Source organism: Rhodanobacter sp. FW101-FHT13A11 (assembly GCF_058790335.1).
The window spans coordinates 40,699-66,731 of record NZ_JBYTCN010000016.1 but is presented as its reverse complement, the minus strand read 5'-3'; the positions used below and the strand labels follow the sequence as shown (position 1 = coordinate 66,731).

Genomic DNA, 26,033 nt, shown 5'->3' with positions numbered 1-26,033 from the left:
CCCTTTCGGTGATCGCCCCGAGACCTTTCGTCCCGGGTGAGCCGCCCATTCTACATCGCTTTTTACGTCCGTCAACATCCGCAGCGGAGAAATTTTTCAGCGCGGGATGTCGCGGAGACCTTCGCGAAAGGGCGTTTCGTCGAAGGGGCGAGAATCATAGCGCCGAGCGGCGCTTCTGGGAAGGGGCACGTGCACTGTGCGCGTGAAAAGCGCGGCTGGCCGCAGCGCTACACTGCATGACACCCCGCCGACTGCGACGAGTACCGCGATGAAACGATGGCTTGTTCCGCTGCTCCTGCTGCTGGCCGGCTGTTCCGGCAGCGCTCCCGCACAGCACGCAGGAATGGCTGTCGTGCTGCACGGGCAGCGTTTCTCGGTGGAGCTCGCCACCGACGGTGCCAGTCGCCAGCATGGCCTGATGATGCGCACCACGCTGGCGCCCGACCACGGCATGCTGTTCGTGTTTCCCTACACGGAGCCGCAGGCATTCTGGATGAAGAACACGCTGATCCCGCTGGACATCCTGTATTTCGATGCGGATCGCCGGCTGGTCTCGATGCAGTTGGACGTGCCGCCGTGCAAGGCGGATCCCTGCACGACCTACCCGAGCGATGCGCCTGCGCGCTACGTACTGGAACTGTCCGCCGGCGCGGTGCAGCGCATCGGCGTACGGCACGGCGACGAACTGAAGATCGACGGGGAGATCGGCACGGTGCGCTGAGCGGAGGCGCCGCCCGCATCCAGCATGCCGACCCGGTAGGGAATCAGGTCCTCGGGACGCAGGCTCTCCAGGACGTCCCAGTCGTCTTCGAACGGAATGAACTGTCGCATGACGATGTTCCTTGCATGACGCGCCACGCGAGCGGGCGCAGGAACATCAGAACAGGCGGCCCGGCCAATACGCTGACGGGATCGGGCCGTTTGCTGGCAGGAACCGGCGTTCAGTCGATCTCGATCATCTCGAAGTCGGCCTTGGTGGCGCCGCAATCCGGACAGGTCCAGGTGTCGGGCACGTCCGCCCAGCGGGTGCCGGCGGGAATCCCTTCGTCGGGTACGCCTGCGGCTTCATCGTAGATGTAGCCGCAGACGACGCACATCCATTTGCGCAAGGCAGCGGCTTCGGTGGAACTCTGGCTCATGGTCGGGACTTCTCGGGATCGCAATGGAATTGTCCATTCTCGCAACTCGCCAGCCATTGCGAAAGCATGGAACATCACCGCCTGTTCCCACACCCCCGCCCACGAGGTCATGCCTTGAACATGCTCACTGCGCATCCCGGCCGCGGCCTGTATGCGATCACCAACGGGCCGCGCGCCGATCTTCTGGCAGCAGTCGCACAGGCGCTGGCCGGCGGCGCACGGCTGCTGCAGTATCGCGACAAGAGCGCCGACGCACCCCGGCGACACGCCGAGGCGGCCGCGCTGCAGCAGCTGTGCCGCGGCCATGGCGTGCCGCTGATCATCAACGACGATATTGCGCTGGCCCGTGCGGTGGGCGCGGACGGGGTGCACCTGGGCCGGGAAGACGGCGACCTGGCCAGCGCCCGCGCGGCGCTCGGCGAGCATGCGATCATCGGCGTATCGTGCTACGACTCGCTGCAGCGCGCGCAAACGGCGGCCCGCGCCGGCGCGAGCTACGTCGCGTTCGGCGCGTTCTTCCCCTCGCCGACCAAACCGCTGGCGCCGCGCGCGCCGCTCGAACTGCTGAGGCAAAGCGCCGCGCTGGGCGTGCCGCGGGTGGCGATCGGCGGGATCACGCCGGACAATGGCGGCTCGCTGGTCGAGGCGGGCGCGGACTACCTGGCGGTGATTTCCGCCGTGTTCGCCGCCACCGACGTGCGCACCGCCGCACGGCGCTTCGCCGACCTGTATCCCTCCGATCGAGAACCCGCACGATGAGCAACCACGAACTCTTCCAGCGCGCCCTGAAGCTGATGCCCGGCGGCGTGAACTCGCCGGTGCGCGCGTTCAAGTCGGTCGGCGGCGAACCGTTCTTCACCGCGCGCGCAGACGGTGCGTACCTGTGGGACGTGGAAGGCACGCGCTACATCGACTATGTCGGCTCGTGGGGGCCGATGATCGTGGGCCACAACCACCCCGCCGTGCGCGAAGCGGTCGAGCGCGCGGTGAAGAACGGCCTGTCGTTCGGCACGCCCTGCCCGGCCGAGGTAACCATGGCCGAGACGATCACCCGGCTGATCCCTTCGGTCGAGATGGTGCGCATGGTCAACTCCGGCACCGAGGCCACCATGTCGGCGATCCGCCTCGCGCGCGGCGCCACCGGCCGCAGCAAGATCGTGAAATTCGAGGGCTGCTACCACGGCCACGGCGACAGCTTCCTGGTCAAGGCCGGCTCCGGCGCACTGACCTTCGGCGTGCCGACCTCGCCGGGCGTGCCGAAGGCGAATGCCGACCTCACGCTCACCCTGCCCTACAACGACCTCGCCGCGGCGCAGGCGCTGTTCGCCGAGCACGGCAGCGAGATCGCCGGCCTGATCATCGAGCCGGTCGCCGGCAACATGAACTGCATCCCGCCGGTGGACGGCTACCTGCAAGGCCTGCGCGAACTGTGCACGCAGTCGGGTGCGCTGCTGATCTTCGACGAGGTGATGACGGGCTTCCGCGTGGCGCTGGGTGGCGCGCAGGCGCACTACGGCGTGACGCCGGACCTCACCACGTTCGGCAAGATCATCGGCGGCGGCATGCCGGTGGGCGCCTACGGCGGCCGCCGCGACTTGATGGAGCAGATCGCACCGGCCGGCCCGATCTACCAGGCCGGCACGCTGTCCGGCAACCCGGTGGCGATGGCGGCGGGCCTGGCGATGCTGGAGCTGATCCAGGCGCCCGGCTTCCACGACCGGCTCGCCGCCCGCACCCGCCTGCTCTGCGACGGCTTCCAGTCCGTCGCCGACGGCGAAGGCATCGCGTTCAGCACCAACCGCGTCGGCGGCATGTTCGGCCTGTTCTTCAGTGCCGAAAAAGTGCAGAGCTACGCGCAGGCCACCGCCGCGGACGTGGCGCTGTTCAACCGCTTCTTCCACGGCATGCTGAAGCGCGGCGTGTACCTGGCGCCTTCGGCGTTCGAGGCGGGCTTCCTGTCCAGCGCGCATAGCGACCAGGACCTCGCCGACACCCTGCAGGCCGCGCGCGAGGCGCTGCGCGAGGCGAAAGGCTGATTCACCAGCTTCCCGTGTTCGGCATCGACGCCCACGGCTCGCGCGGCGGCAAGTGGCCCTCCTGCAGCAGCTCGATCGAGATCAGGTCGGGCGAACGCACGAACGCCATGTGGCCGTCGCGCGGCGGGCGGTGGATGATGCAGCCCATCGCCTGCAGGCGCGCGCAGGTGGCGTAGATGTCCTCCACGCGGAAGGCGAGGTGGCCGAAGTTGCGCGCGCTGCCGTAGTCCTCGGTCGAGCCCCAGTTGCAGGTGAGCTCGATCTCGGCCTCGGGGCTGTCCGGCGCGGCCAGGAACACCAGCGTGTACTTGCCTTCCGGCACCTCCTTGCGGCGCACCTCGCGCAGGCCGAGGCCTTCGCAATAGAACCGCAGCGAGGCGTCGAGGTCGCGCACGCGCACCATGGTGTGCAGGTATTTCATCGGGATGCTCCTGACCGGCGGGCCTCAGCCTGCCGCAAAATCGCTCAACGCCGCGTGCAGGCGCGCGAGACCGTCGGCAAGTTCCTCATCGGTGATGGTCAGTGGCGGCACAAAGCGCAGCACATCCGGGCCGGCCTGCAACAGCAGCAAGCCGCGGGCGGCGGCGTGGTCGAGGACCGCGCCGGCCTTGCCCTTGTACGGGTCGGCCAGCACCGCGCCGATCATCAGGCCGCGGCCGCGCACCTCGGCGAACAGCCCCAACTCGTGGTTGATGCGCGCGAGCCCGGCGCGCAGGTCGTTCGCCTGCCGTTCCACGTTCATCAGCACCGCCGCCGAGGACAGCTTGGCCAGCGCGACGCGCGCCACCGCCGCGGCCATCGGATTGCCGCCGAAGGTAGTGCCGTGGGCGCCGTACTGCATCACCTCGGCCACCTTCGGCCCGGCCAGCATCGCGCCGATCGGGAAGCCCGCGCCCAGCGCCTTGGCCAGGGTCACGATGTCCGGCCGCACGTGGTCGTGGGCATGCGCGAACAGCGTGCCGGTGCGGCCCATGCCGCACTGGATCTCGTCCAGCACCATCAGCGCGCCGTGCGCATCGCACAGCTCGCGTACCCGCTTGAGGAAGCCCGGCGCGGCCGGCACCACGCCGCCCTCGCCCTGCACCGGCTCCAGCATCACCGCCGCGACGTCGCCGGCGGCAAATGCCGCCTCCAGCGCCTCCGCGTCGTTGAAATCGAGGTAGCGGAAACCCGCCGGCAGCGGCTCGTAGCCCTGCTGGTACTTCGGCTGCGCGGTGGCGGTGACCGTGGCCAGCGTGCGGCCGTGGAACGAGCCCTTGAAGGTGATGATGACGCGCCGTTCCGGCGCGCGGCCCTGCGCGGCCGCCCACTTGCGCACCAGCTTGATCGCCGCCTCGTTCGCCTCGGCGCCGGAGTTGCACAGGAACACGCGCTCGGCGAAACCCGAGGCCCGCACCAGCTCCTCGGCCAGACGCAGCGGCGGCTCGGTGTAGAACACGTTGCTGCTGTGCCACAGCTTGTGCGCCTGCGCGGTCAGCGCGACGACCAGCTCCGGGTCCTGGTGGCCCAGCGCGTTCACCGCGATGCCGGCGCCGAAGTCCACGTAGTCGCGCCCCTCGGTATCCCATACCCGCGCACCCTTGCCGTGATCCAGCACCAGCTCGCGCGGCTTGTAGACGGGCAACCAGTAGCGCTTGCCGAGTTCGATCAGGGCAGGAGGGGGCTTGTGCATGATGGCTCTCGGGAGGACGGCGCGGAGCGCGGGGACGGCGCAGACGCACATCGTAGAGCCATGCTGCATCCACACACAATCCGAAGCGATGTAACACCGATGCACGGGCTGTATCGCCGCCGTTACATGCCGCCATCGGGCCGCGCCAGGCCGCGTCTCGCGCGCATCGGGCGGCCGCCGCCATGCCGCGCTGTATCCGGCATGACACGCCATGCCCCGTCGCCGACCCCATGCCGAAGAGCGCAAAGCGCGCCACCACGGCCTTTCCCCGACGTGGCACGCGGATTGCTCACGGTCCATGGGGAACCGACGGGGAACACCCATGCGTCCGAGCCACCACGAACGACTCATCGACGGCCTTTTGCTGGTGCTGGGTGCGTCGCTGCTGTCGTCGTCGGCGTGCGCCGCCGACGCCCATCTGGCCGTGCAGGCCAAGCCAGGCGACATGGTGCTGCTGCGCAATGTCAACACGCGGCCGGCCTATCGCCCAGCCCCGCCGGGCATGGCGCTGATGGTCGACCCCTCGCCGCGCCGCGAGCTCGCCCGTGCGCTCGGCGCTGACGAACTCAGCGACGCGGACTTCGCCGGCCTCGACGCGGGCTCCCCGCAGCACGGCGGCCACGGCACCGTGGTCCAGCAGATGGTCGGCAACGCGCTCGGCGGCACCTTGGGCGGCGGCAACGGCAGCAACGGCACTACCGCCGGCCTCGGCATCGGCAACGCGATGGCCGGACCGCTCGGCGCGGTAGGCGACACTACCCGCGGCATCGGCGACCAGGTGCGCGGCGCGCTGTCGCAACTGCCCGCCGCGATGCCGGCGCCCACCGGTCATTGAACCGACCATGATCCGCCTCGCCCTCCTGCTCGTCGCATGCCTGCTGGCCACGGCCTGGCCCGGTACACCGGCTCATGCCGGCGACGACGACTACGCCGTCATGCTCGGCTATCTCGCCAACACCCGCATCGACGGCAACGCGCTGCGCGGAGCCAGCGGCGCCGTCGCGGTGAACATGGCCGCCGGCGATCTCAACCAGCAAGCCAACCTGCGCGCCTTCGCCAGTGGCGGCAGCGTCAGTATCCACAGTCTGCAACTGCAACTCGACAACCGCGGCGACCGCCCGCTGGCGGCCAGTGCCGGCATCGGCGGGCAGGCGCTGGCGGACGGCAATGGACTCGCCTCGATCAACCAGGCCAGTGGCAGCAGCAACGCGCAGCTCAACGCCGTTGCCGCCGCGCTGACCGCACAAGGCATACGCGAAGCGACGGATGACGCCCTGTCCACCGCCGTTTCCGCGTCGGCAGGGGGGCAGCACCCCGGGAATACCCCGTCATCCGGCGGCGGCACGCGCAGCGTGAGCGTCGAGTCGTCGGCGATGCGGGGCTACCAGGGCGTGGTGCAACTCAATCAGGCCGCGGGTTCTGGCAACGCCACGGGCAACCAGCTGTTGTTGTCCGTGCCGCCCACACCGCGGTAACCACCACCCAAGCTGGAACGAGAGGACACCATGAACGCGAACATGAAACGGACGATGCTTGCCATGGCCGTGGCGACGCTTTTCGCCACCTCGATGGCCTATGCCCACGACGATGACGACCATCTCCCCCCCAAGCCGGGAACCTACAAGTACGAGATCGACGTCACCAAGAACACCGACATCGACAAGAACGTCGATGTCAACGTCAACGTCAACAAGAACGTCAACGTCAACGTGCGCAAGGAGGAGAACGACCACAGCGTCGACGTGGCCCTCAAGAAGAAGCTCGCGCTGAGCACGGACGTGAAAATCACCGGTGACCCGACCGTCAGCGGCAACATCAAGACCGATTCGGCCGCGATCGCGGTGATCGACAACCGCCAGTCCGTCTCCGACAACAGCGGCACCAACGACAAGCTGAACAACACCAGCTCGATCGGCGACGAAGTCGCCTCCAAGGCCAGTGGCAACATCGGCATGAACGTGGCCGCCGGCGACAACAACGCCCAGGACAACGCCGCGTCGCTGTCCGCCGCCGACGCCAGCTTCTCGTTCGGCATGGCCGACGCCGAAGTGTTCGTGAACCAGAACGGCAGCGACAACACGACCTGGAACACGGGCGTGACCAACGCCGCGGGCATCGGCGGCGACGCCTTCAAGGGCGCCGCAGGCAACATCGGCGTCAACGTCACCTCGGGCAACAACAACGAGCAGAAGAACGCGCTCGCCGCCTCGGTGGCCAAGACCGACTACGCGCAGTCGAGCATCAGCTCGAACCAGGTTTCCTACGAGAATACGGTGCACAACGCCGGCACGGTCGAGCGCTTCGATGACACGACCCGGGTCACCCTGCGCGGCCCCGTGACCGGCTTTTCGTTCGGCTTCGGCTCCGGCAGTTATAGCGGCAGCTCGAACGGCACCTACTCGGGCACCACCTCGTCCGACAGCCGCGGCAATGCCTACCAGGCCAACAACATCTATCCGGACATCTGGCCTGGCGCCACTCACCCGGGCCCGGGTCCGCAGACCGGCCACTTCGACCTCGACGGCGAGGACCAGGGCGCCGTAAAGAACCCGTATCGCGGGAATGACTCGCTCGGCCAGCCGATCGGCGGCCTGGCGTTCGATACCGACAGCCACAGCAAGGGGAGCGAGAGCGGCACCACGCACTCGATCGAGTCCGGCAGGCTGGGCTTCGAGGAGCTGTCCTTCAGCGATCTGTTCGCCAGCCTGAGCGGCTCGGTGGTGACCACGCGTTACGTGATCAAGGACGCCACCAATACCGCCACCCTGTCCGGCAACGCGTTCGAGAACGCCTCGGGCAACATCGGTGTGAACATCGCTGCCGGCACCGGCAACCTGCAGGCCAACAGCCTGGCGCTGGCGGTGGCGCAGCCGACCGCCACACCGCCATCGACGGGCGGCGGCACCGAGCACTGATGCAAAACGCCGCGCAAGCGGCGAACGAGGGCGGTAACCCGGCAACCCTGTAGCCGGGCACCAATGGAACCCCCCGGCCCGTCCCCTGCGGGCCGGGGGGACTTCCTTCGCCACGGAACCACCTCTCCGGAACGGACGATGCGCAACATCTTTGTCATGACCCTGCTCGCGGGCCTGTGCGCGGCGAGCAGTTGCAGGACCCACGCCGCCGACGTGCGATTCGGCGGTGTGCTGCCGAACGGCGTGCTCTACCACGCTCCGGTCCTGAGCATGCAGGAGGGCCGCTACCTCAACATGGTGCGCCAGCACACCGACTATAGCTGCGGCGCCGCCGCACTGGCCACGATCCTGCGCTACGCCTACCACCTGGACGTGGACGAGACCCAAGTCATCCAGGGAATGATGGGCGTGGCCGACCAGGATCTGGTCAGGCAGCGCGGCTTTTCGATGCTCGACATCAAGCACTACGTCGAGTCGCTGGGCATGCGCGGCCGCGGCTACCGCGTCGACGAGGCACGTCTGCATACGCTGCGCGTGCCGGGCCTGGTGCTGATGGATGTGCGCGGTTTCCGCCACTTCGTGGTGCTGAAGCAAGTGCGCGGCGGCGTGGCGGAACTGGCCGACCCGATGCTTGGCAACCGCCAGATGGCACTGGCCGACTTCATCAAGACCTGGCCCTCGCACGCGGTCTTCGTGGTGATCGGCAACGACTTCGACCGCAACACCGCCCTGCTGCAGCCCACACGGAAGCCCAGCGCGCGCGAGCTGTTTGCGCGACAGGGCCCGATCACCGATGCCGAGCTGCTCGACTTCGGCTTTACCCATGCCGACCTGTTCTAGAGGGAACGCCATGAAACTCCTTCCGCTTTCCATTGCCTTGATCGCGCTGGCCGGTGCCGCGGTACCGCTGCACGCGACCACGCCGCAGAGCGCCCCGACCAGCCGACCCGGCAGGGGCCTGCACGACATCCCCGATCCCGAGCTCAACACCCTGCGCGGCCGCTACACGATCGGCAGCAACGCGGTGGTCTGGTTCGGCGTGCAGATGGTCTCGACCTGGCAGACCGGCAGCGGCCAGGTGCTGCAGGGCACGCTGGCCGTCAACATGGATTTCAGCGGCAATCGCCCGGTGCCGCAGGTGAGCTTCCAGCCCAGCGTCAGCATCAGCCGCCCCGACGCCGTCATCCCGATGCCCGTGATCAACGCGACGCGCAGCGTCGACGGCAGCGGCCTGGCCAACGTCAACGGCGTGGTGCAGAGCGTGCAGGTGGCCGGCGACGGCAACCTCGCCAGCAACGTGGTGCGGCTGAACGTGCGCGACGGCGGCACGTTGTCCGGCGTGGCCGGCCAGACGCAGGGTACCGCCGCCATCAACAGCGGCGACGCCAGCGCCAGCGCCGGCTTCGACGGCCGCGATGCCAGGGTGCAGCTCGGCATCGCCGGCCTCGGCTCGGTGCAGCAGTGGATCCGCAACGGCAGCCTCGGCCAGAGCGTGCAGCTGGCCGCCGACAACCAGACGGCGAGCAACCTGATGCAGATCGACCTGATCCGCCAGTCGCTCGCCAGCAACATGCCGCTGAGCCAGAGCGTGGCGCAGGCCATCAACCTCGCCCGCGGCATCGGCGGTCCTTGAGACATCGTCTTCAAGATGGCGGCGCCACCGCCCGGTGCCGCCTCGAACGCAGGGGAGTCCGATCATGCAAAAGACCACACTAGCCGCCGTACTGGCCATCGTCCTGCTCGGCAGCGCTACCGCCGCCGCCCAGGGCCACGCCGACCAGCCATCGCCCAGCGGGCAGGACCAGGCCGACATGAAGGCACTGATGGCCCAGTTGCAGGCGCTCAAGAGCAGCTACGCGCAGGAGGTGCGCCGGTTGCGCGAACTCGACGTGCAGGTGCAGGCGCTACAGGCGCGGCTGACCGGCAAGACCACCAATGCGCCCCTGCCCGCCACGCGGGCGGAGACGCCGGCGCAGGTGGCCGCGCAGCAGGCGCCGGCCGCCCCGGCCGGTGGCGCCGAAAGCCACGCCGGCACGCTGGCCGAAGCGCAGAAGGCCCAGCAGGCGCAGCAGACGGAGAAGTCGCGCAGTCTGCAGGATGCCCTGCTGCAGGAACACGCCACCTTCGATCGCCGGCTCACCATCGAGAACGGCCTCAGCTACAACCACTACGACCGCCGGCAACTCACCCTGAACGGCTTCCTCGCCCTGGACGCGATCTTCCTCGGCAACATCGCCATCCAGAACGTGAAGTCCGACACGCTGACCTACGACCTGGCAGCGCGCTACGGCGTCAGCCCACGGCTCACGCTGAACCTCGACGTGCCCTACCTTGGCCGCCGCACGTCCTACCAGAAGGGCGGCGCCGGTGGTTCGGCCGCGGCGATCGCCGAAGAGGACACGCACGGCTCCGGCCTGGGCGACGTCACCCTCAGCGCGAACTACAGGCTGTTCGCGGAAACCGCCACGCGTCCGGACACCGTGCTCACCCTGGGCGTCACCGCGCCGACCGGGCGATCGCCCTACGGCATCGACTGGAAGGTGCTGGAGCGCGACAACGACAAGTACATCCGCTTCGCCGTGCCGTCCAGGCAGCCGACCGGCAACGGCGTCTGGCAGGGCAACCTCGGCGTCTCGGTGATCAAGACGATGGATCCGGCGATCGTGTTCGCCAACGTGGGCTACATCCACTCGTTCCCTCGCCACTTCGGCGACGTCGATACCGATCCGCAGACGCGCACCCCGGGCACCGTGAAGCTGGGCGATGCCTATTACTTCGGCGCCGGCGTGGCCTTCGCGTTCAACGAACGCACCAGCCTCAGCCTGTCGTTCAGCGACAAGATCAACGGCCGGGCCTCGCTGAAGTACCACGGTGCGCCGTGGGCCAAGATCATCGGCAGCGACGCCAACGCCGCCACCTTCAACATGGGCGTGACCTACGCGCTGAGCGAGCACACCACGCTCGTGGCGATGCTGGGTGCCGGGCTGACGCCGGATGCGCCCGACTACAGCATCACCTTCAAGGTGCCCTACATGTTCTGAGTCGCCGACCGGCCGCGCCGTGTCGCGTCCGCCGCCGGTCGTTCATTGCTGTGGTGACGCATGGTCGCGCAGATGCTCCAGTTCCAACCCGAGCTTCCGGCACAGGCGGTACACGGTGACGCGCGACACATCGAGCCGGCGCGCGCATTCGCTGATGTTGTAGCGACTCTGGCGCAGGCAGTTCAGCACCGCCTCGCGCTCGGCCGACACGCGGGTCAGATCGAGGCTGTCGCGGGCGCCGGATGCCGTCGGCGCCGTTTCCAGATCCAGGTCGGCGGCGCCGATCAGGTTGCCCTCGGCCATCACCGCGGCGCGCTGCACCCGGTTGAGCAACTCGCGCACGTTGCCGGGCCAGGCGAACGTGCGCATCACCCGCCGCGCATCGCTGTCGAACTCGCGGGCGCGGCAGGGATGCCGCGCGCGGAACGCATCGAGGAAATGCTGCGCGAGCCACTCGACGTCGCCCTCGCGCTCGCGCAACGCCGGCATGTGTAGGCGCAGCACGTTGAGCCGGTAGTACAAATCCTCGCGGAAACGCCCCTGCGCGACAGCGGCCTCCAGGTCAACATGGGTGGCGGCCAACACGCGCACGTCCAGCCGCACCAGCTGGGTCGAGCCCACGCGCACCAGCGTGTCCTCCTGCAGCAGCCGCAGCAGGCTGGTCTGGGCGTCCGGCGGCAGGTCGCCCACCTCGTCCAGGAACACGATGCCGCCGGCGGCGGCCTCGAAGTGTCCGATGCGCCGCGCGTTCGCCCCGGTGAAGGCTCCGCGTTCGTGGCCGAACAGCTCGGACTGCACCAGGTTCGGCGGCAGCGCGCCGCAGTTGATGGCCGCGAACGGCCGCTCGCGGCGCGCGGACAGGCTGTGCAGCGCACGGGCCGCCACCTCCTTGCCGCTGCCGGTTTCGCCGGTGATCAGCACCGGCAGCTCGACCGGCGCGTACTTTCGCAGGCTGGCCACCATGACGCGCATCGCCGCGCTGTATGCCCCCGGAATGCCCGTGGCGTCGGTACCGTCCACCGGCTGCACCCCGCCATCGGCGATCTTCGCCAGCACGCCGAGCAGGCACTTGCACTCGAACGGCACGGTGAGGAAGGCCGTGCTGGCCCGCAGGATGCGCTCCGTCTCGGGCGTGTCCGCCGCGGTGTGCCGGGAAACCAGGGCAAGCCAAGGCAGCCACGGATAGTCGGCCATCAGCCGATCCATCGCCTGCACCCTTTCCGCGTCGCTGTGGCGCAGGTCCGCCAGCGCCACCACGATGTCGTCGCGGCGCATGCCGACGCCGCCATGTAGCTGCGCATCGCCGACCCGGACCAGCCACCCAGCCTCGATCAGCGCCGCGCACTCGTCATCGGCCGGGTTGCCGAACCAGACCACGCAACGTCTGGGCATCTGTCTGCTGATCATCGCGCTGGCCCCCTGCCCCAAGCCGATGCAAGTCGGGGAGGCGGCGCACTTGGGCGTTTGGCCGGTCCCGCGACTACGGTCGCCGCATCCTGCGCTCCAAACACTGCAAAAGTGTGATGGAGGCCACGGAATATACGCGTAACACAACACGGATATGTGAAGAGGCGGACGATGGTCGCCGCTGCTCGTCCGTGCATCGGGCGTGCCTCACGGCGTGCAGCGAGCGGTCGGTGCGATCGCAGGGATTTGCGCCGTCGCCGTTCAACCCAGAAACAGGTCCGGCAGCAGCGGCGCGCCCGGCTGCACGGCATAGCGCTCGAAATCGTCTACGCCGGCCTCGCGCAGGATCTCCTCGTCGATGGCGAAATGGCCGGTGTAGCCGCGCGCCGGGCGGGTCAGGATGGCGTGGGCGGCATCGCCCACGATCTCCGGCTTGCGGCAGTGCTCGGCCTTCACGCCATCGATCATGCCGATCGCCGCGGTGGCGATCACCGTGCGCGGCCACAGCGCGTTCACCGCGATGCCCAGCGGCGCGAACTCCGGGCTCATGCCCAGCACGCACAGGCTCATACCCATCTTGGCGATGGTGTAGGCGGTATGCGGCGCGAACCATTTCGGATCGAGGCTGGGCGGCGGCGACAGCATCAGCACGTGCGGATTGGCTGCCTTTTTCAGGTACGGCAGGCAGGCCTGGGTGACCAGGAAGGTGCCACGGGTGTTGACCTGCTGCATCAGGTCGAAGCGCTTCATCGGCGTGCCTTCGGTGCCGGCCAGCCAGATCGCGCTGGCGTTGTTGACGACGATGTCGATGCCGCCGAAACAGTCGGCCGCCTGCGCCGCGGCGGCCGCCACCTGGGCCTCCTCGCGGATGTCCACCTGCAGTGCCAGCGCCTTGCCGCCGGCCGCCTCGACCGCCGCCGCCGCGGTGTGGATGGTGCCGGGCAGCTTCGGGTTCGGCACGCCGCTCTTGGCCGCGATCACGATGTTGGCGCCGTCGCGCGCGGCACGCAGCGCGATCGCCAGGCCGATGCCGCGCGAGGCACCGCTGATGAACAAGGTCTTGCCGGCAAGGTCGGCCATGCGCGTCGCTCCATCGGAAATGCGATCTAGTGTAGAACCCGCCGCCGGTTCACGGCTTCTGGAAACGCGGCAGGATGTCGCGCAACTCGGCCAGCCGCTGCACCGGATCATCCAGTTCGAGCATGCGCTGCTGTTCGCCGGGATCCAGCGGCAGCAGCTCGGCCAGCCGGAAACCCAGCCAGCTGGCATCGTCGTAGGCGCTGCGCGGCGCATCGCGCCATTGCGGCGCCATCGTCTCGATCAGCCGCTCCAGGATGGTCTGCAGCAAGGCGAACTCCACCGGCACCGGCTGCTCCGGCTCGTCCGGCCAGATCTCCACGTCGCCGCGCAGCAGGCCGTCGGAACGCGCCCGGCTGCGCGCCACGCGAAAACGCGAACCGCCTTCGGCGACGATGCCGAGCAGGCCGTCGTCATCGCGATGGAAATCGCTGATCCGCGCGATCGTGCCGATCGCCGCCGGCACGGCCGGGCCGCCCACTTCCTGGCCCTGCAGGATCAGGCACACACCGAAGCCGGTGCCGTGGCGCGTGCATTCGCGCACCAGGTCGAGATAGCGCGGCTCGAAGATGCGCAGCTGCAGCCGGCCGCCGGGAAACAGCACGGAGGCCAGCGGAAACAGCGGCATCTCGACGAGCGGCGACTGGGACAAGGCAACCATGCGACGAGTGTACCCAGAGCCGGTGTCCCGGTCTGCCGCGGCCGGCTCAGGCCTGCCGCAGGCTCTCCACGAAACGGCGCGGCGCCGCCTCGAAACCGCCGTTGGACATGAAGATCACCTGGTCGCCCGCTCGTGCCTGCGCACGCAGGGCGGCGATCAGCGCATCGACCGTGGGTGCCGTGCTCCCGCGACCACCCAGGGCATCGGTGACCCGATGAGCATCCCACGGCAGTTCCGCCCGATGCAGGAACACCACCGCATCGGCGTCGGCCAGCGAGGGCGCCAGCGCCTCGGCGTGCGCGCCCTGGCGCATCGAGTTGGAGCGCGGCTCCAGTGCCACCAGGATGCGCGCCGCACCGACCTTCGCGCGGAGACCGGCCAGGGTGGTGGCGATCGCGGTGGGGTGATGGGCGAAGTCGTCGTACACGCGCACGCCGTTCACCTCGCCGACCAGTTCCATCCGCCGCTTCACGCTTTCGAACGTGGCGAACGCGGGCAGCAATGCTTGCGGATCGGCGCCGGCCGCCGCCGCCGCGGCGAGCGCAGCCAGCGCGTTCATCACGCTGTGGTGGCCGAGCAGCGACCAGCGCACTTCGCCGATTCGCTCGCCGGCGCGGTGCACGGTGAACGCCGAGCCGTCCGCCTCGAGCAGCGTGGCCTGCCAGTCGCCGCGGCCGATGCCGAAGGTTTCCACCGGCGTCCAACAGCCCATCGCCAGCACCTCGGCGAGCCGCTGGTCGTGCGCGTTGACGATCAGCCGGCCGTTGCCCGGCACGGTGCGCACCAAGTGGTGGAACTGGCGCTGGATCGCGGCCACGTCGGGAAAGATGTCCGCGTGGTCGTATTCGAGATTGTTGAGGATCGCGATGCGCGGACGGTAGTGCACGAACTTCGAGCGCTTGTCGAAGAACGCGGTGTCGTACTCGTCCGCTTCAATAACGAATGGCGCAGAAACGGGGTCAGAGTCGGTTTTCTGCGCTGCCTGGTTTTCACCGCGCCGTACGGAAAACTGACTCTGACCCCGTTTCTTCCCCCCCAACCTGGCGGAGACGCCGAAATTTCCCGGCACGCCGCCGATCAGGAAGCCGGGTGCCATGCCGGCGCTTTCCAGCAGGTGCGCCAGCAGGCTGGTGGTGGTGGTCTTGCCGTGGGTACCGGCCACCGCCAGCACGTCGCGCCCGGCCAGCACCGCCTCGCCCAGCCACTGCGGGCCGGAGGTGTAGCGCAGGCGCGCATCGAGCATGTACTCGACGGCCGGATTGCCGCGCGTCATCGCGTTGCCCACCACCACCAGGTCGGGCGCCGGTTGCAGGTGCCCGGCGGTGTAGCCGCTCATCAGGGCGATGCCGAGCGCCTCGAGCTGGGTGCTCATCGGCGGATAGACGTTGGCGTCGGAACCCTCCACCGCCAGCCCCAGCTCGCGCGCCAGCGCGGCCACGCCGCCCATGAAGGTGCCGCAGATGCCGAGGATGTGGAGCTTCACGTGGATGGGTTCCGTCGCGATGGGGAATGGGTCACGGGGCGTCGTGCGCATGTCGCCTGTAGCATGGCGATCATCGGCGCATCCACGTCGGCATGCAGCCCGGGGGAACAACCTTGACCATGGACGACTGCGTCTCGCGCATGCACGGCGTGCGCATGCTGCTCGGCGCCATCGGCGCCGCGCTGATCCTGTACGTCGCGTTCGCCGTGCGCCATGGCCAATACACGGTACGCGGAAAGCTGGTCGATCGTTCGGAGCAGCCGTTCTCGTTCTGGCTGGGCCTGCTGATTCTGCTTGGCCTGGGCGCCCTGATACTCGCCGTGGCGGCAGGCGCCGTCGCTGATCCGATGCTCGACTGCGGATGAACCGCCGCGACCGCAGCCCTCCGCCGCTCCCGGTAAGCCGACGCGCTGGCGGGCAAGACCGGGGGCTCAGCCGTTCGCGGCGGCCGACTCGGCCTTGAGCGCGCGCTTCACCCGCGCGGTGACCTCGTCCAGCTCGCCCACGCCGTCCACCACCTGCAGCTTGCCGCGCCTGGCGTAGAAATCCGCCACGGGTGCGGTCTGTTCGGCATAAACCTTGAGGCGGTCGCGCACCACGGCCGGGTCGTCGTCCTTGCGGTGCTCGGCGGCGTAGCGGATCTCGCAGCGGCCGATGATCACCTCGTTCGGCACCTCCAGCTTCACCACCGCATCCAGCGGTTGGCCGAGCCTGGCCAGCAGGTGGTCGAGCGCGTCGGCCTGGGCCAGGTTGCGCGGGTAGCCGTCGAGGATGAAGCCGGCCTTCGCGTCGGCCTGGGCGAGGCGCTCTTCCAGCATGCCGAGCAGGATGTCGTCGGAAACCAGCTGGCCGGCGTCCATCACCGCCTTGGCCTTGAGCCCCATCGCGGTGCCGGCGGCCACCGCGGCGCGCAGCATGTCGCCGGTCGAGATGTGTGGAACACCCAGCGCCGTCTTCAGCCGGGTCGCCTGCGTACCTTTGCCCGAGCCGGGCGCACCAAGTAGGACGAGTCGCATAATGCTCCACAAGTTCGACGGGCCGCCGCACGCTGCAGCAACCCGCCCGATGCACAGAGTTGTACGTCAAATTAGCCGCTGCACCGGATGTCGTCAAACAGAGACCTTCGTCGCACCCGACCAAGTGCTTGTTGCAGAAAAGATTTGTCGACATCGCCGCCACGCTTCCCCTGCCCGATGGAGGATCCCATGAGCCCGAGCCGCCGTTCGCCTGCCCTCACCGGCAACCTGCTGTACGCCCAGTCCGGCGGCGTCACCGCGGTGATCAACGCCACCGCCGCCGGCGTGATCGAGGCCGCCCGCGGCAAGGGCGTGAAGGTGTACGCCGCGCGCAACGGCATCCTCGGCGCGCTGCGCGAGGAGCTGATCGACACCTCGAAGGAACCGGCCGCCGCGATTGCCGCGCTTCGCCACACCCCCGGCGGCGCGTTCGGCTCGTGCCGCTACAAGCTGAAGTCGCTGGAGGAGAACCGCGCCGAGTACGAGCGGCTGATCGAGGTGTTCCGCGCCCACGACATCCGCTGGTTCCTCTACAACGGCGGCAACGACTCGGCCGACACCGCGCTGAAGATCTCGCAGCTGGGCAAGGCGCTTGGCTACGACATCCGCTGCATCGGCGTGCCGAAGACGGTGGACAACGACCTCGCCGTCACCGACTGCTGCCCCGGCTTCGGCTCGGTGGCGAAATACACCGCGATCTCCACCCTGGAGGCCAGTCTCGACGTGGCCTCGATGGCCGAAACCTCGACCAAGGTGTTCATCCTCGAGGTGATGGGCCGCCACGCCGGCTGGATCGCCGCGGCCGCCGGCCTGGCCGGTGAAGGCGCGGACGCGCCGCCGCACATCATCCTGTTCCCCGAGAACGCGTTCGACGAGGCGGCGTTCCTGGCGAAAGTGAAAGCCACCGTCGAGCGCGTGGGCTGGTGCACCGTGGTCGCCTCCGAAGGCGTGCGCAATGCGGCCGGCCAGTTCCTCGCCGAAGCCGGCACACGCGATGCGTTCGGGCACGCCCAACTCGGCGGCGTGGCGCCGGTGCTGGCGGCGCTGGTGAAGGAAAAGCTCGGCTACAAGTACCACTGGGCGCTGCCCGACTACCTGCAGCGCTCGGCGCGGCATGCCGCCTCGCAGGTCGATGCCGAGCAGGCCTGGGCGGTGGGCCGCGCCGCAGTCGACTACGCGCTGGCCGGGATGAACGCCGTGATGCCGGTGATCGTGCGCACCGCCGATGCGCCGTACCGCTGGAAGATCGAACCGGCCCCGCTGGCGAAGATCGCCAACCGCGAGAAGAAGATGCCGAAGGGCTTCATCAGCCGCGACGGCTTCGGCATCACCGCGGCGGCACGCCGCTACCTGGCGCCGCTGATCCACGGCGAGGCGCCGCTGCCCTACGGCAAGGACGGCCTGCCGCGCTACGTGCGGCTGAAAAACGCGGCCGTGGCGAAGTGTCTGGCCCCATTCCGGCGCTGAACCGCAGCGATGGCGTGACGCGTTTCACCGTGCTGAGCGCCGCCTGAAAACCGGGGTGGCCGCATCGGCCTGCGTTCAGCCGCAGGTTCTTACGATTCCTCCTGCCCGGGTCGATCGCCGCGCCGTTGCGGCCACGACACCCACGGAGGAGCCCTGAGATGAAACTCTTCAGCCGCCTGCTCATTGCACTTGCCCTGCTCGCCACCGGCAGCCTCGCGCTGGCCGACCAGGGCGATCACGATCGCGGCCGCCGCGGCCAGGGCCATGGCTACGCCGACCATCGTCATGACGGCCGCCACGGCGACCACCGCCGATACGATCGCCGCTACGACTACCGTCGCTACGACGACCGCCGTTACGGCCATGGCAACGGGTATCCGCGCCTTGGCCACCATCCTCGCTGGCAACGTGGCCATCACTACTACGGCCCGACCTACGTGGTGCGCGACTACGGCCATTACCGCCTGCGCCCGCCGCCGCGCGGCTACCACTGGGTGCGCGCCAACAACGACTACCTGCTGGTCGCGATCGCCACCGGCATCATCCTGGACGTCGCGCTGCGCTGAGTCCGCCGCGGCATGAACCGGCCGGGGCCATGCATGCGTGCATGGCCCTTTTTTCGTTGCGGGCCGCGGCGCTGCGCCGCACAACGGCTTGCGCCGCCACGTCTGCCTATACTCCCGGGGAGGGGACCGCCCGTTCCGGACGGCCACATACAACCCATGGGGAGGCTCCGATGCTGCAGCAGTATGGCTGGTGGATCGTCGTTGCATGTGCGGTGGTGGCGATTCTGTATGGCGCGTTCTCCGCGCGCTGGATTCTGGCGCAGTCGCCGGGCAACGAGCGGATGCAGGAAATTGCCGCGGCCATCCAGGAAGGCGCACGCGCCTACCTCAATCGCCAATACACCACCATCGGCCTGGTCGGCGTGGTGCTGTTGCTGCTGATCGGCTTCTTCCTCACCTGGGCGACCGCGGTCGGCTTCCTGATCGGCGCGGTCCTGTCCGGCGCGGCCGGCTACATCGGCATGAACGTATCGGTGCGCGCCAACGTGCGTACCGCGGAGGCGGCACGGCGCGGCCTGCGCGCGGCGATGGACGTGGCGTTCCGCGGCGGCGCGATCACCGGCATGCTGGTGGTGGGGCTGGCCCTGCTCGGTGTGGCCGGCTACTGGCTGATACTCGAGCGCACCGGCATCGGCGGCGAGACGGCGCTGCACGCGCTGGTCGGCCTGGCGTTCGGCAGCTCGCTGATCTCGATCTTCGCGCGCCTGGGCGGCGGCATCTTCACCAAGGGCGCCGACGTCGGCGCCGACCTGGTCGGCAAGGTCGAGGCCGGCATCCCCGAGGACGACCCGCGCAACCCGGCGGTGATCGCCGACAACGTGGGCGACAACGTGGGCGACTGCGCCGGCATGGCGGCCGACCTGTTCGAGACCTACGCGGTGACGGTGATCGCCACCATGCTGCTGGGCGGGCTGATGGTCGGCGAGGTGGGCCCCAACGCGGTGCTGTACCCGCTGCTGCTGGGCGGCGTGTCGATCATCGCCTCGATCGTCGGCACGCTGTTCGTCAAGGTGAAGGAAGACGGCTCGATCATGGGCGCGCTGTACAAGGGCGTGTTCGTCTCGGCGGTGCTCGCCGGCGCCGCGTTCCTTCCGATCACCATGCAGCTGATGCCCGGCTTCGGCCACGGCGCGATGAACCTGTGGGTGTGCTCGCTGATCGGCCTGGCGCTGACCGGCGCGATCGTGTGGATCACCGAGTTCTACACCGGCACGCAGTACAGCCCGGTGCAGCACATCGCCGCGGCGTCCACCACCGGCCACGGCACCAACATCATCGCCGGCCTGGGCGTGTCGATGAAATCCACCGCGATGCCGGTGGTGGTGATCTGCGCGGCGATCTGGGGCGCCTATGGTCTCGGTGGCCTGTACGGCATCGCGATCGCCGCCACCGCGATGCTGTCGATGGCCGGCATGATCGTGGCGCTGGACGCCTATGGCCCGATCACCGACAACGCCGGCGGCATCGCCGAGATGGCCGACCTGCCGCCGGAAGTGCGCGGCGTCACCGACCCGCTCGACGCGGTGGGCAACACCACCAAGGCGGTGACCAAGGGCTATGCGATCGGCTCGGCCGCACTGGCCGCGCTGGTGCTGTTCGCCGACTACACGCACAACCTGCAGGCCGCGCACCCGGGCGACGTGTTCACCTTCGACCTATCCGACCACATGGTGATCATCGGCCTGCTGATCGGCGGCCTGGTCCCCTACCTGTTCGGCGCGATGGCGATGGAAGCCGTGGGCCGCGCCGCCGGCGCGGTGGTGGAGGAAGTGCGCCGGCAGTTCCGCGACATCCCCGGCATCATGCAGGGCACCGCCAAGCCGGAGTATTCGCGCGCGGTGGACATGCTGACCCGCTCGGCGATCCGCGAGATGATTGCGCCGTCGCTGCTGCCGGTTGCCGTGCCGATCGTGGTCGGCCTGCTGCTGGGGCCGAAGGCGCTCGGCGGCGTGCTGATCGGCACCATCGTCACCGGCCTGTTCGTGGCGATCTCGATGACCACCGGCGGCGGCGCCTGGGACAACGCGAAGAAATACATCGAGGACGGCCACCACGGCGGCAAGGGTTCCGAGGCGCACAAGGCCGCGGTCACCGGCGACACCGTGGGCGACCCGTACAAGGACACCGCCGGCCCCGCGGTGAACCCGCTGATCAAGATCATCAACATCGTGGCGCTGCTGCTGGTTCCGCTGCTGTAAGCCGCGCGTCCGTGCTCACGAAGATCCCGCCCGCGTGGCGGGATCTTCGTTTCCGGCCCGCGCGCCTGACTTTAGCCACGGGCGGCCCCGCGCCCGCAGCGTTACGCTCGGCGGACGGCGGGCCGTGCCCGCCCCATCCATCACGTCCACTCGCGCACAGGGGAACACACGATGAAATCGGTCTGGCTGATGCTGGCACTCGGCGTCACACTGGCGGGCATGAACGACACCCACGCCCGCGACACGACACCCCGTTCCACGCCCGAGGCCGCGCCGGCCGGCGACGACCCGTTCCTGTGGCTGGAGGACATCCGCGGCGCGCGCGCGCTGGACTGGGTGAAGCAGCAGAACGCGGCGACCGCGAAACAGTTCGTCGACAACGCCGAGTTCGCGCGCACCCGCGACGGCATCCTCGAGGTGCTCGATTCGGAGGCGCGCATTCCCTACGTCAACCGCATGGGCGGCCACCTGTACAACTTCTGGCGCGACAAGGCGCACCCGCGCGGCATCTGGCGGCGCACCACGCTGGCCGAGTACCGCAAGGCCGAGCCGGCGTGGGAGCTGCTGCTGGACATCGACGCGCTGAACAAGGCCGAGGACAAGCGCTGGGTGTTCAAGGGCGTGCAGTGCCTGAAGCCGGCGTTCGAGCGCTGCCTGGTCTCGCTGTCGCCGGACGGCGGCGACGCGGTGGCCGTGCGCGAGTTCAGCATCCCGCACAAGGCGTTCGTGAAAGGCGGTTTCGAGCTGCCGGTGGCGAAGAGCCAGCTGGGCTGGATCGACGAAAACGCCATCTATGTCGGCACCGACTTCGGCCCCGGCTCGATGACCGAGTCGAGCTACCCGCGCATCGCCAAGGAATGGAAGCGCGGCACGCCGTTGGCAGCGGCGGCCACCGTGTACGAGGGCAAGCCGACCGACCTCGCGGTCGGCGCGTCGCACGACCCCACACCGGGCTACGAGCGCGACTTCGTCTCCGTCGCCAAGGACTTCTTCCACAGCGAGCTGTACCAGCGCATCGGCAACCAGCTGAGGCGCGTCGAGGTGCCGACCGATGCGAACGCCGACGCCCATCGCGAATGGCTGCTGGTGCAGACGCGCTCGCCGTGGACGGTCGGCGGCGACCGCTATCCGGCCGGCGCGCTGCTGGCGGCGAAGTTCGATGATTTCATGGCCGGCAAGCGCCGGTTCGCCGTGCTGTTCGCACCCGACGCGCATACCTCGCTGGACTCGTACGCCTGGACGAAGGGCCACCTGATCCTCAACCTGATGGACGACGTCAAGAGCCGGCTGGAAGTGCTGACCCCGCCGCAGATGGCCACGCCCGATGGCAGCTGGAAGCGCGAGGCGATGCCGGGCGCGCCGGCGATGAGCACGATCCGCGTGGTCGACACCGATCCCGACCACGGCGACGAATACTGGCTCGACGTCACCGGCTTCCTCGCCCCCTCGTCGCTGCAGCGCGGCGTGCTGGGCAGTGCGGCGGCCGGGACGGTCAAGCAGGCGCCGGCGTTCTTCGATGCCGCGAAGTTCGCGGTCAGCCAGCATTTCGTGAAGTCGAAGGACGGCACCCGCGTGCCGTACTTCGAGATCGCCCCGAAGGGCATCAAGCTCGATGGCTCCAACCGCACCCTGCTGTACGGCTACGGTGGCTTCGAAGTCTCGCTGCCGCCGCAGTACAGCGGCAGCGTCGGCCGCGCCTGGCTCGATCGCGGCGGCGTCTACGTGATCGCCAACATCCGCGGCGGCGGCGAGTACGGCCCGCAGTGGCACCAGGCCGCGCTGAAGGCGAACCGCCCGCGTGCCTACGAGGACTTCGCCGCGGTAGCCGAGGACCTGGTCCGGCGCGGCGTCACCTCGGCGAAGCACCTCGGCGCCGAGGGCGGCAGCAACGGCGGCCTGCTGATGGGCAACATGCTCACGATGTACCCGCAGCTGTTCGGCGCGATCGCCTGCGAAGTGCCGCTGCTGGACATGAAGCGCTACATCCACCTGTCCGCCGGCGCCTCGTGGATGGCCGAATACGGCAATCCGGACAGCGCCGACTGGAACTTCATCAAGACCTTCTCGCCGTACCAGAACGTGATGAAGGACGCGCACTACCCACCGGTGCTGTTCTACACCGCCACCAGCGACGACCGCGTCGGTCCGGTGCAGGCACGCAAGATGGCCGCGCGGATGCAGGCGCAAGGCCACGAGAACGTGTGGTTCTACGAGAACCTCGAAGGCGGCCACGGTGCCGGCGCGGACAACCAGCAGTCTGCCCACATGCACGCGATGGCCTACGACTTCCTGTGGGACCAGTTGAAGTAGGACGATCCATCGCTTCCACGCGGCACTCGCGAGCCGGCGCATGCCGGCTCGCGTCGTATGGATGGGTGGTCTGAGAGCCTGTTCAAAGTCCCCGGATACCCCGCGCAGGGAGCTGTTTGCGGGCATGCGGGAAACAGACCCAGCCCGAAGGGTTGCGGGGCATCCTGGGGCTTTGAACAGGCTCTAAAGTAAGCTTTCATGATCCGTCACCCCTCCTCCATCGCCATGCACCCACGCACCACGATCAGCCCCGAACTGCGCGAATGGATCCTCACCACGACCCGAGCCGGGCATGGTGTGCCGGACGTGCTGCGGCTGATGCGGGAGAACGGCTACGACCCGCGGCAGAGCCGCAGCATCCTCGCCGAGGTGCTGAAGCTGCCGCTGGCGGCGCTGCACGCCAGCGCCACCAGGGGGTCCACACAGGGGCTGCGCACGAAACACCCCGAGGCGCCCGAAGTCTGCATCGACGGGCACAGCGTCGGCGTCTCGCTCAGCGTCGATGCGCCAGCGTTGCGGGTGCTGGAGAATCTCCTCAGCGGGCAGGAATGCGACGAACTGATCGAACTGGCGCGACCACGGCTGCAGCGCGCGCTCACCGTCGACAGCGAGGGCCGCCACCAGGTGGACCGGCGGCGCACCAGCGAGGGCATGTTCTTCGCCCCGAACGAAGTGCCGCTGGTCGGCCGCATCGAGCAGCGCCTGGCCGCCCTGCTCGGCGTGCCGGCGAGCCACGGCGAAGGGCTGCAGATCCTGCACTACCTGCCGGGCCAGGAATACGAGCCGCACTTCGACTGGTTCGACCCGGAACAGCCCGGCTACGAGGCGATCACCGCCGTCGGCGGGCAGCGCAGCGCCAGCGTGGTGATGTACCTGAACACGCCCACGCAGGGCGGCGGCACGGCGTTCCCCGGGCTCGGCCTCACCGTCACCGCACGGCGTGGTACGGCCGTCTATTTCGCCTATGAAGGCGGCGACCGCAGCTCGCTGCACGCCGGCCTGCCGGTGCTTCAAGGCGAGAAGTGGGTCGCCACCAAATGGCTGCGCGAGCGGCCGTACAAGAAGCCCGGGAAAGCCTGACCGCCGGCGCCGCGAATCCCCTCGCTGCTGCATCGCAGCAGCGTTTGGCGTATCCTTGCCAGCCTTCTTTTCCCCCTTCATCGCCAAGGACAGTCCATGGGTCTGCACCTCGTCTCCGCCGGCCGCAACGTGCCGGAAGAAATCAACGTCATCATCGAAATCCCCAAGGACGCCGAGCCGGTCAAGTACGAGGTGGAGAAGGAAAGCGGCGCGATCTTCGTGGACCGCATCCTGTCCACCCCGATGCGCTATCCGTGCAACTACGGCTACGTGCCGCGCACGCTGGGCGGCGACGGCGACCCGCTGGACGCGGTGGTGATCCTGCCGCTGCCGCTGGCCGTCGGCTCGGTGATCCGCTGCCATCCGGTTGGCATGCTGAAGATGACCGACGAGGCCGGCAGCGACGAGAAGCTGGTGGTGATCCCCTCACCCAAGGTGTTCCCCGGCTACGCGCACATCAACGACATGAAGGGCGTCTCGCCGCACTGGCTGGAGCGCATCGGCCACTTCTTCGAGCACTACAAGGACCTGGAGAAGGGCAAGTGGGTGAAGGTGGAGGGCTGGGTCGGCGCCGAGGAGGCGAAGGCCGAGATCCTGGCCGGCTTCCAGCGCTACCAGGACGCCATCAGCGGCTGAGCCCGCCGCGGCGCGGGCGCCGCGCGCGGCACCTGGTTGCAGCACCGCACCAACCCCGCTTCGGCGGGGTTTGTCCGTTTCGGACAACCGCGCCCGGGCCAGACGCGGGGCGTCGGACATGTCCAGACTATGCCCGCGCCCTCCACCCGCTGCGTGTGCCGGGCCCGCGGCACCTAGGGATGCTCTGATCTATTAAGTTCGAAACGGCCATCCAGACGGCCATGCAAAAATGCTGGACTTGCTACGATGAAAGGGTGTTTTTTGGGGTGGCCCATCGCCTTCGCAGTGCCGATTTACCTCAAATCACCTCGATTTTCCGCCTCACAGGCGCACCTCCCCTGCAGAGGCAAGCAACGTTCGTCGCGCCATCCACAGATTCGATAGCGCGAACAGCGTGAGTATCTGAGCGGTGTTCTTGAGCAGCCCCTTGAAGCGCACCTTCTGGTAGCCGAACTGCCGCTTCACCACCCGGAATGGATGTTCCACTTTGGATCGAACCGCGGCCTTCATGTGTTCGGTGTGCTTGACCGCGTCTTTCAACGCGCCCTCGGGCATCGCCTTGACGCTGCCGCGCTTGGCCGCGATGTACCACCTGCGGCCGCGCTTGGGGGCGCGCTTCTCGGCGCCCTGGTAGCCCGCATCGGCGTATACCGTCTTTTCCTGGCCGTGCAGCAGCTTGTCCACTTCGGTCACGTCGCCCACGTTTGCCGGTGTCGTCGTCACCGCGTGCACCAGCCCCGATTCCACATCCACGCCGATGTGCGCCTTCATGCCGAAGTACCACTGCTGGCCCTTCTTCGTCTGATGCATTTCCGGATCGCGCTGCTTGTCACGGTTCTTGGTCGACGATGGGGCTTGGATGATCGTGGCATCCACGATGGTGCCTTGGCGCAGGAGAAGCCTCTTCTCGCTCAGGTGAGCATTGACCGTTTCGAGGATCTTTGCCGCCAGGCCATGCTGCTCCAGGAAGCGCCGGAACTTCAGAATCGTCGTCTCGTCCGGGATCGCGTCCTCGTTCAACTCCAGCCCGGCGAAGCGACGCATCGACTCGATCTCGTACAGCGCGTCTTCCATCGCCGGATCGCTCAGCGCGTACCACTGCTGCATGAAATGAATGCGCAGCATGGTCGCGGCGGGCATCGGTGGGCGGCCACGGCGACCGGAAGCGGGATAGCTCGGCTCGATCAGCGCCAGCAGCGACGCCCACGGCACCACTTTGTCCATCTCCCCCAAGAAACGTTCACGCCGTGTCGGCTTCTTCTTGGCATCGAAACTCAGCGAGGCAAAGGAACGCTGCTTCATCGGCGATGGGCTTCCTGGGGACTGCTG

25 protein-coding genes are annotated in these 26,033 nt (G+C 68.5%); 16 read left to right on the top strand and 9 right to left on the bottom strand.

Annotated features, from left to right (window positions below):
• The first annotated feature begins 268 nt into the window (after window positions 1-268).
• Window positions 269-721 carry a DUF192 domain-containing protein gene (locus AC3WRN_RS15355; RefSeq protein WP_492623614.1) on the top strand — a complete coding sequence of 151 codons (453 nt, stop codon included), beginning with the start codon at window positions 269-271 and terminating at the stop codon, window positions 719-721.
• A 220-nt stretch (window positions 722-941) separates the two neighbouring features.
• On the opposite strand, the gene AC3WRN_RS15350 is transcribed toward AC3WRN_RS15355, so the two are convergent.
• The gene (locus AC3WRN_RS15350) at window positions 942-1,139 is read right to left on the bottom strand and encodes a rubredoxin (RefSeq protein WP_068091984.1); all 198 of its coding nucleotides are present in this window, start codon (window positions 1,137-1,139) and stop codon (window positions 942-944) included.
• Window positions 1,140-1,259: 120 nt separating this feature from the next.
• On the opposite strand from AC3WRN_RS15350, the gene thiE reads away from it, so the two are divergent.
• On the top strand, window positions 1,260-1,898 hold the full coding sequence (thiE, locus tag AC3WRN_RS15345; RefSeq protein ID WP_492623617.1) for a thiamine phosphate synthase: 639 nt from the start codon (window positions 1,260-1,262) through the stop codon (window positions 1,896-1,898).
• Window positions 1,895-3,175, top strand: coding sequence for a glutamate-1-semialdehyde 2,1-aminomutase (gene hemL, locus AC3WRN_RS15340; protein WP_492623613.1), 1,281 nt, complete (start codon window positions 1,895-1,897; stop codon window positions 3,173-3,175). The genes thiE and hemL overlap by 4 nt, the downstream gene beginning before the upstream one ends.
• A gap of 1 nt (window position 3,176) precedes the next feature.
• Here the strand turns inward: hemL and AC3WRN_RS15335 are convergent, their stop codons facing one another.
• Both AC3WRN_RS15335 and AC3WRN_RS15330 read right to left on the bottom strand, forming a co-directional pair.
• Window positions 3,177-3,596: a VOC family protein gene (locus tag AC3WRN_RS15335; protein ID WP_492623612.1), complete on the bottom strand. Its 420-nt coding sequence runs from the start codon at window positions 3,594-3,596 to the stop codon at window positions 3,177-3,179.
• A 24-nt stretch (window positions 3,597-3,620) separates the two neighbouring features.
• Entirely contained in the window at window positions 3,621-4,847 is a 1,227-nt protein-coding gene (locus AC3WRN_RS15330; RefSeq protein WP_492623611.1) for an acetylornithine/succinylornithine family transaminase, read from the bottom strand.
• A gap of 322 nt (window positions 4,848-5,169) precedes the next feature.
• Between AC3WRN_RS15330 and AC3WRN_RS15325 the strand changes: the two genes are divergently transcribed.
• From AC3WRN_RS15325 to AC3WRN_RS15300, 6 genes are all read left to right on the top strand, one after another.
• Entirely contained in the window at window positions 5,170-5,682 is a 513-nt protein-coding gene (locus tag AC3WRN_RS15325; RefSeq protein WP_492623610.1) for a FapA family amyloid fibril periplasmic chaperone, read from the top strand.
• A gap of 7 nt (window positions 5,683-5,689) precedes the next feature.
• The gene (locus tag AC3WRN_RS15320; RefSeq protein ID WP_492623609.1) at window positions 5,690-6,322 is read left to right on the top strand and encodes a FapB/FapC family functional amyloid domain-containing protein; all 633 of its coding nucleotides are present in this window, start codon (window positions 5,690-5,692) and stop codon (window positions 6,320-6,322) included.
• Window positions 6,323-6,364: 42 nt separating this feature from the next.
• Complete coding sequence (locus AC3WRN_RS15315) at window positions 6,365-7,762, top strand: FapB/FapC family functional amyloid domain-containing protein (RefSeq protein WP_492623608.1); 1,398 nt, start codon at window positions 6,365-6,367, stop codon at window positions 7,760-7,762.
• 138 nt (window positions 7,763-7,900) lie between these two features.
• Window positions 7,901-8,602 (top strand): C39 family peptidase, encoded by a 702-nt coding sequence (locus AC3WRN_RS15310; protein ID WP_492623607.1) that lies wholly within the window; start codon window positions 7,901-7,903, stop codon window positions 8,600-8,602.
• A 10-nt stretch (window positions 8,603-8,612) separates the two neighbouring features.
• Complete coding sequence (locus AC3WRN_RS15305; RefSeq protein ID WP_492623606.1) at window positions 8,613-9,395, top strand: hypothetical protein; 783 nt, start codon at window positions 8,613-8,615, stop codon at window positions 9,393-9,395.
• Between the two features lie 64 nt (window positions 9,396-9,459).
• Window positions 9,460-10,803, top strand: coding sequence for a transporter (locus tag AC3WRN_RS15300; RefSeq protein WP_492623605.1), 1,344 nt, complete (start codon window positions 9,460-9,462; stop codon window positions 10,801-10,803).
• A gap of 42 nt (window positions 10,804-10,845) precedes the next feature.
• On the opposite strand, the gene AC3WRN_RS15295 is transcribed toward AC3WRN_RS15300, so the two are convergent.
• The 4 genes from AC3WRN_RS15295 to mpl all read right to left on the bottom strand — a co-directional run bounded on the left by AC3WRN_RS15295 (window position 10,846) and on the right by mpl (window position 15,431).
• Entirely contained in the window at window positions 10,846-12,195 is a 1,350-nt protein-coding gene (locus AC3WRN_RS15295) for a sigma-54 interaction domain-containing protein (protein WP_492623604.1), read from the bottom strand.
• Window positions 12,196-12,471: 276 nt separating this feature from the next.
• Window positions 12,472-13,290, bottom strand: a complete 819-nt coding sequence (locus AC3WRN_RS15290; protein WP_068092021.1) for an SDR family oxidoreductase — start codon at window positions 13,288-13,290, stop codon at window positions 12,472-12,474.
• A 49-nt stretch (window positions 13,291-13,339) separates the two neighbouring features.
• On the bottom strand, window positions 13,340-13,948 hold the full coding sequence (locus AC3WRN_RS15285; RefSeq protein ID WP_492623603.1) for an LON peptidase substrate-binding domain-containing protein: 609 nt from the start codon (window positions 13,946-13,948) through the stop codon (window positions 13,340-13,342).
• A 46-nt stretch (window positions 13,949-13,994) separates the two neighbouring features.
• The gene (gene mpl / locus AC3WRN_RS15280) at window positions 13,995-15,431 is read right to left on the bottom strand and encodes a UDP-N-acetylmuramate:L-alanyl-gamma-D-glutamyl-meso-diaminopimelate ligase (RefSeq protein ID WP_492623602.1); all 1,437 of its coding nucleotides are present in this window, start codon (window positions 15,429-15,431) and stop codon (window positions 13,995-13,997) included.
• A 113-nt stretch (window positions 15,432-15,544) separates the two neighbouring features.
• On the opposite strand from mpl, the gene AC3WRN_RS15275 reads away from it, so the two are divergent.
• Window positions 15,545-15,796 (top strand): hypothetical protein, encoded by a 252-nt coding sequence (locus AC3WRN_RS15275; RefSeq protein WP_492623601.1) that lies wholly within the window; start codon window positions 15,545-15,547, stop codon window positions 15,794-15,796.
• Window positions 15,797-15,862: 66 nt separating this feature from the next.
• Here the strand turns inward: AC3WRN_RS15275 and AC3WRN_RS15270 are convergent, their stop codons facing one another.
• Entirely contained in the window at window positions 15,863-16,447 is a 585-nt protein-coding gene (locus tag AC3WRN_RS15270) for an adenylate kinase (RefSeq protein ID WP_492623600.1), read from the bottom strand.
• Between the two features lie 189 nt (window positions 16,448-16,636).
• Between AC3WRN_RS15270 and AC3WRN_RS15265 the strand changes: the two genes are divergently transcribed.
• The 6 genes from AC3WRN_RS15265 to ppa all read left to right on the top strand — a co-directional run bounded on the left by AC3WRN_RS15265 (window position 16,637) and on the right by ppa (window position 24,704).
• Window positions 16,637-17,914 (top strand): 6-phosphofructokinase, encoded by a 1,278-nt coding sequence (locus AC3WRN_RS15265; protein ID WP_492623599.1) that lies wholly within the window; start codon window positions 16,637-16,639, stop codon window positions 17,912-17,914.
• A gap of 158 nt (window positions 17,915-18,072) precedes the next feature.
• The gene (locus AC3WRN_RS15260; protein WP_492623598.1) at window positions 18,073-18,480 is read left to right on the top strand and encodes an RcnB family protein; all 408 of its coding nucleotides are present in this window, start codon (window positions 18,073-18,075) and stop codon (window positions 18,478-18,480) included.
• A gap of 170 nt (window positions 18,481-18,650) precedes the next feature.
• On the top strand, window positions 18,651-20,678 hold the full coding sequence (locus AC3WRN_RS15255; RefSeq protein WP_492623597.1) for a sodium-translocating pyrophosphatase: 2,028 nt from the start codon (window positions 18,651-18,653) through the stop codon (window positions 20,676-20,678).
• Between the two features lie 171 nt (window positions 20,679-20,849).
• Window positions 20,850-22,988: a prolyl oligopeptidase family serine peptidase gene (locus AC3WRN_RS15250; protein ID WP_492623596.1), complete on the top strand. Its 2,139-nt coding sequence runs from the start codon at window positions 20,850-20,852 to the stop codon at window positions 22,986-22,988.
• A gap of 225 nt (window positions 22,989-23,213) precedes the next feature.
• On the top strand, window positions 23,214-24,068 hold the full coding sequence (locus AC3WRN_RS15245) for a 2OG-Fe(II) oxygenase (protein ID WP_492623616.1): 855 nt from the start codon (window positions 23,214-23,216) through the stop codon (window positions 24,066-24,068).
• 96 nt (window positions 24,069-24,164) lie between these two features.
• The gene (gene ppa / locus AC3WRN_RS15240) at window positions 24,165-24,704 is read left to right on the top strand and encodes an inorganic diphosphatase (RefSeq protein ID WP_068092049.1); all 540 of its coding nucleotides are present in this window, start codon (window positions 24,165-24,167) and stop codon (window positions 24,702-24,704) included.
• A gap of 321 nt (window positions 24,705-25,025) precedes the next feature.
• On the opposite strand, the gene AC3WRN_RS15235 is transcribed toward ppa, so the two are convergent.
• Entirely contained in the window at window positions 25,026-26,006 is a 981-nt protein-coding gene (locus AC3WRN_RS15235; RefSeq protein ID WP_492623595.1) for an IS5 family transposase, read from the bottom strand.
• Between the last annotated feature and the right edge of the window lie 27 nt (window positions 26,007-26,033).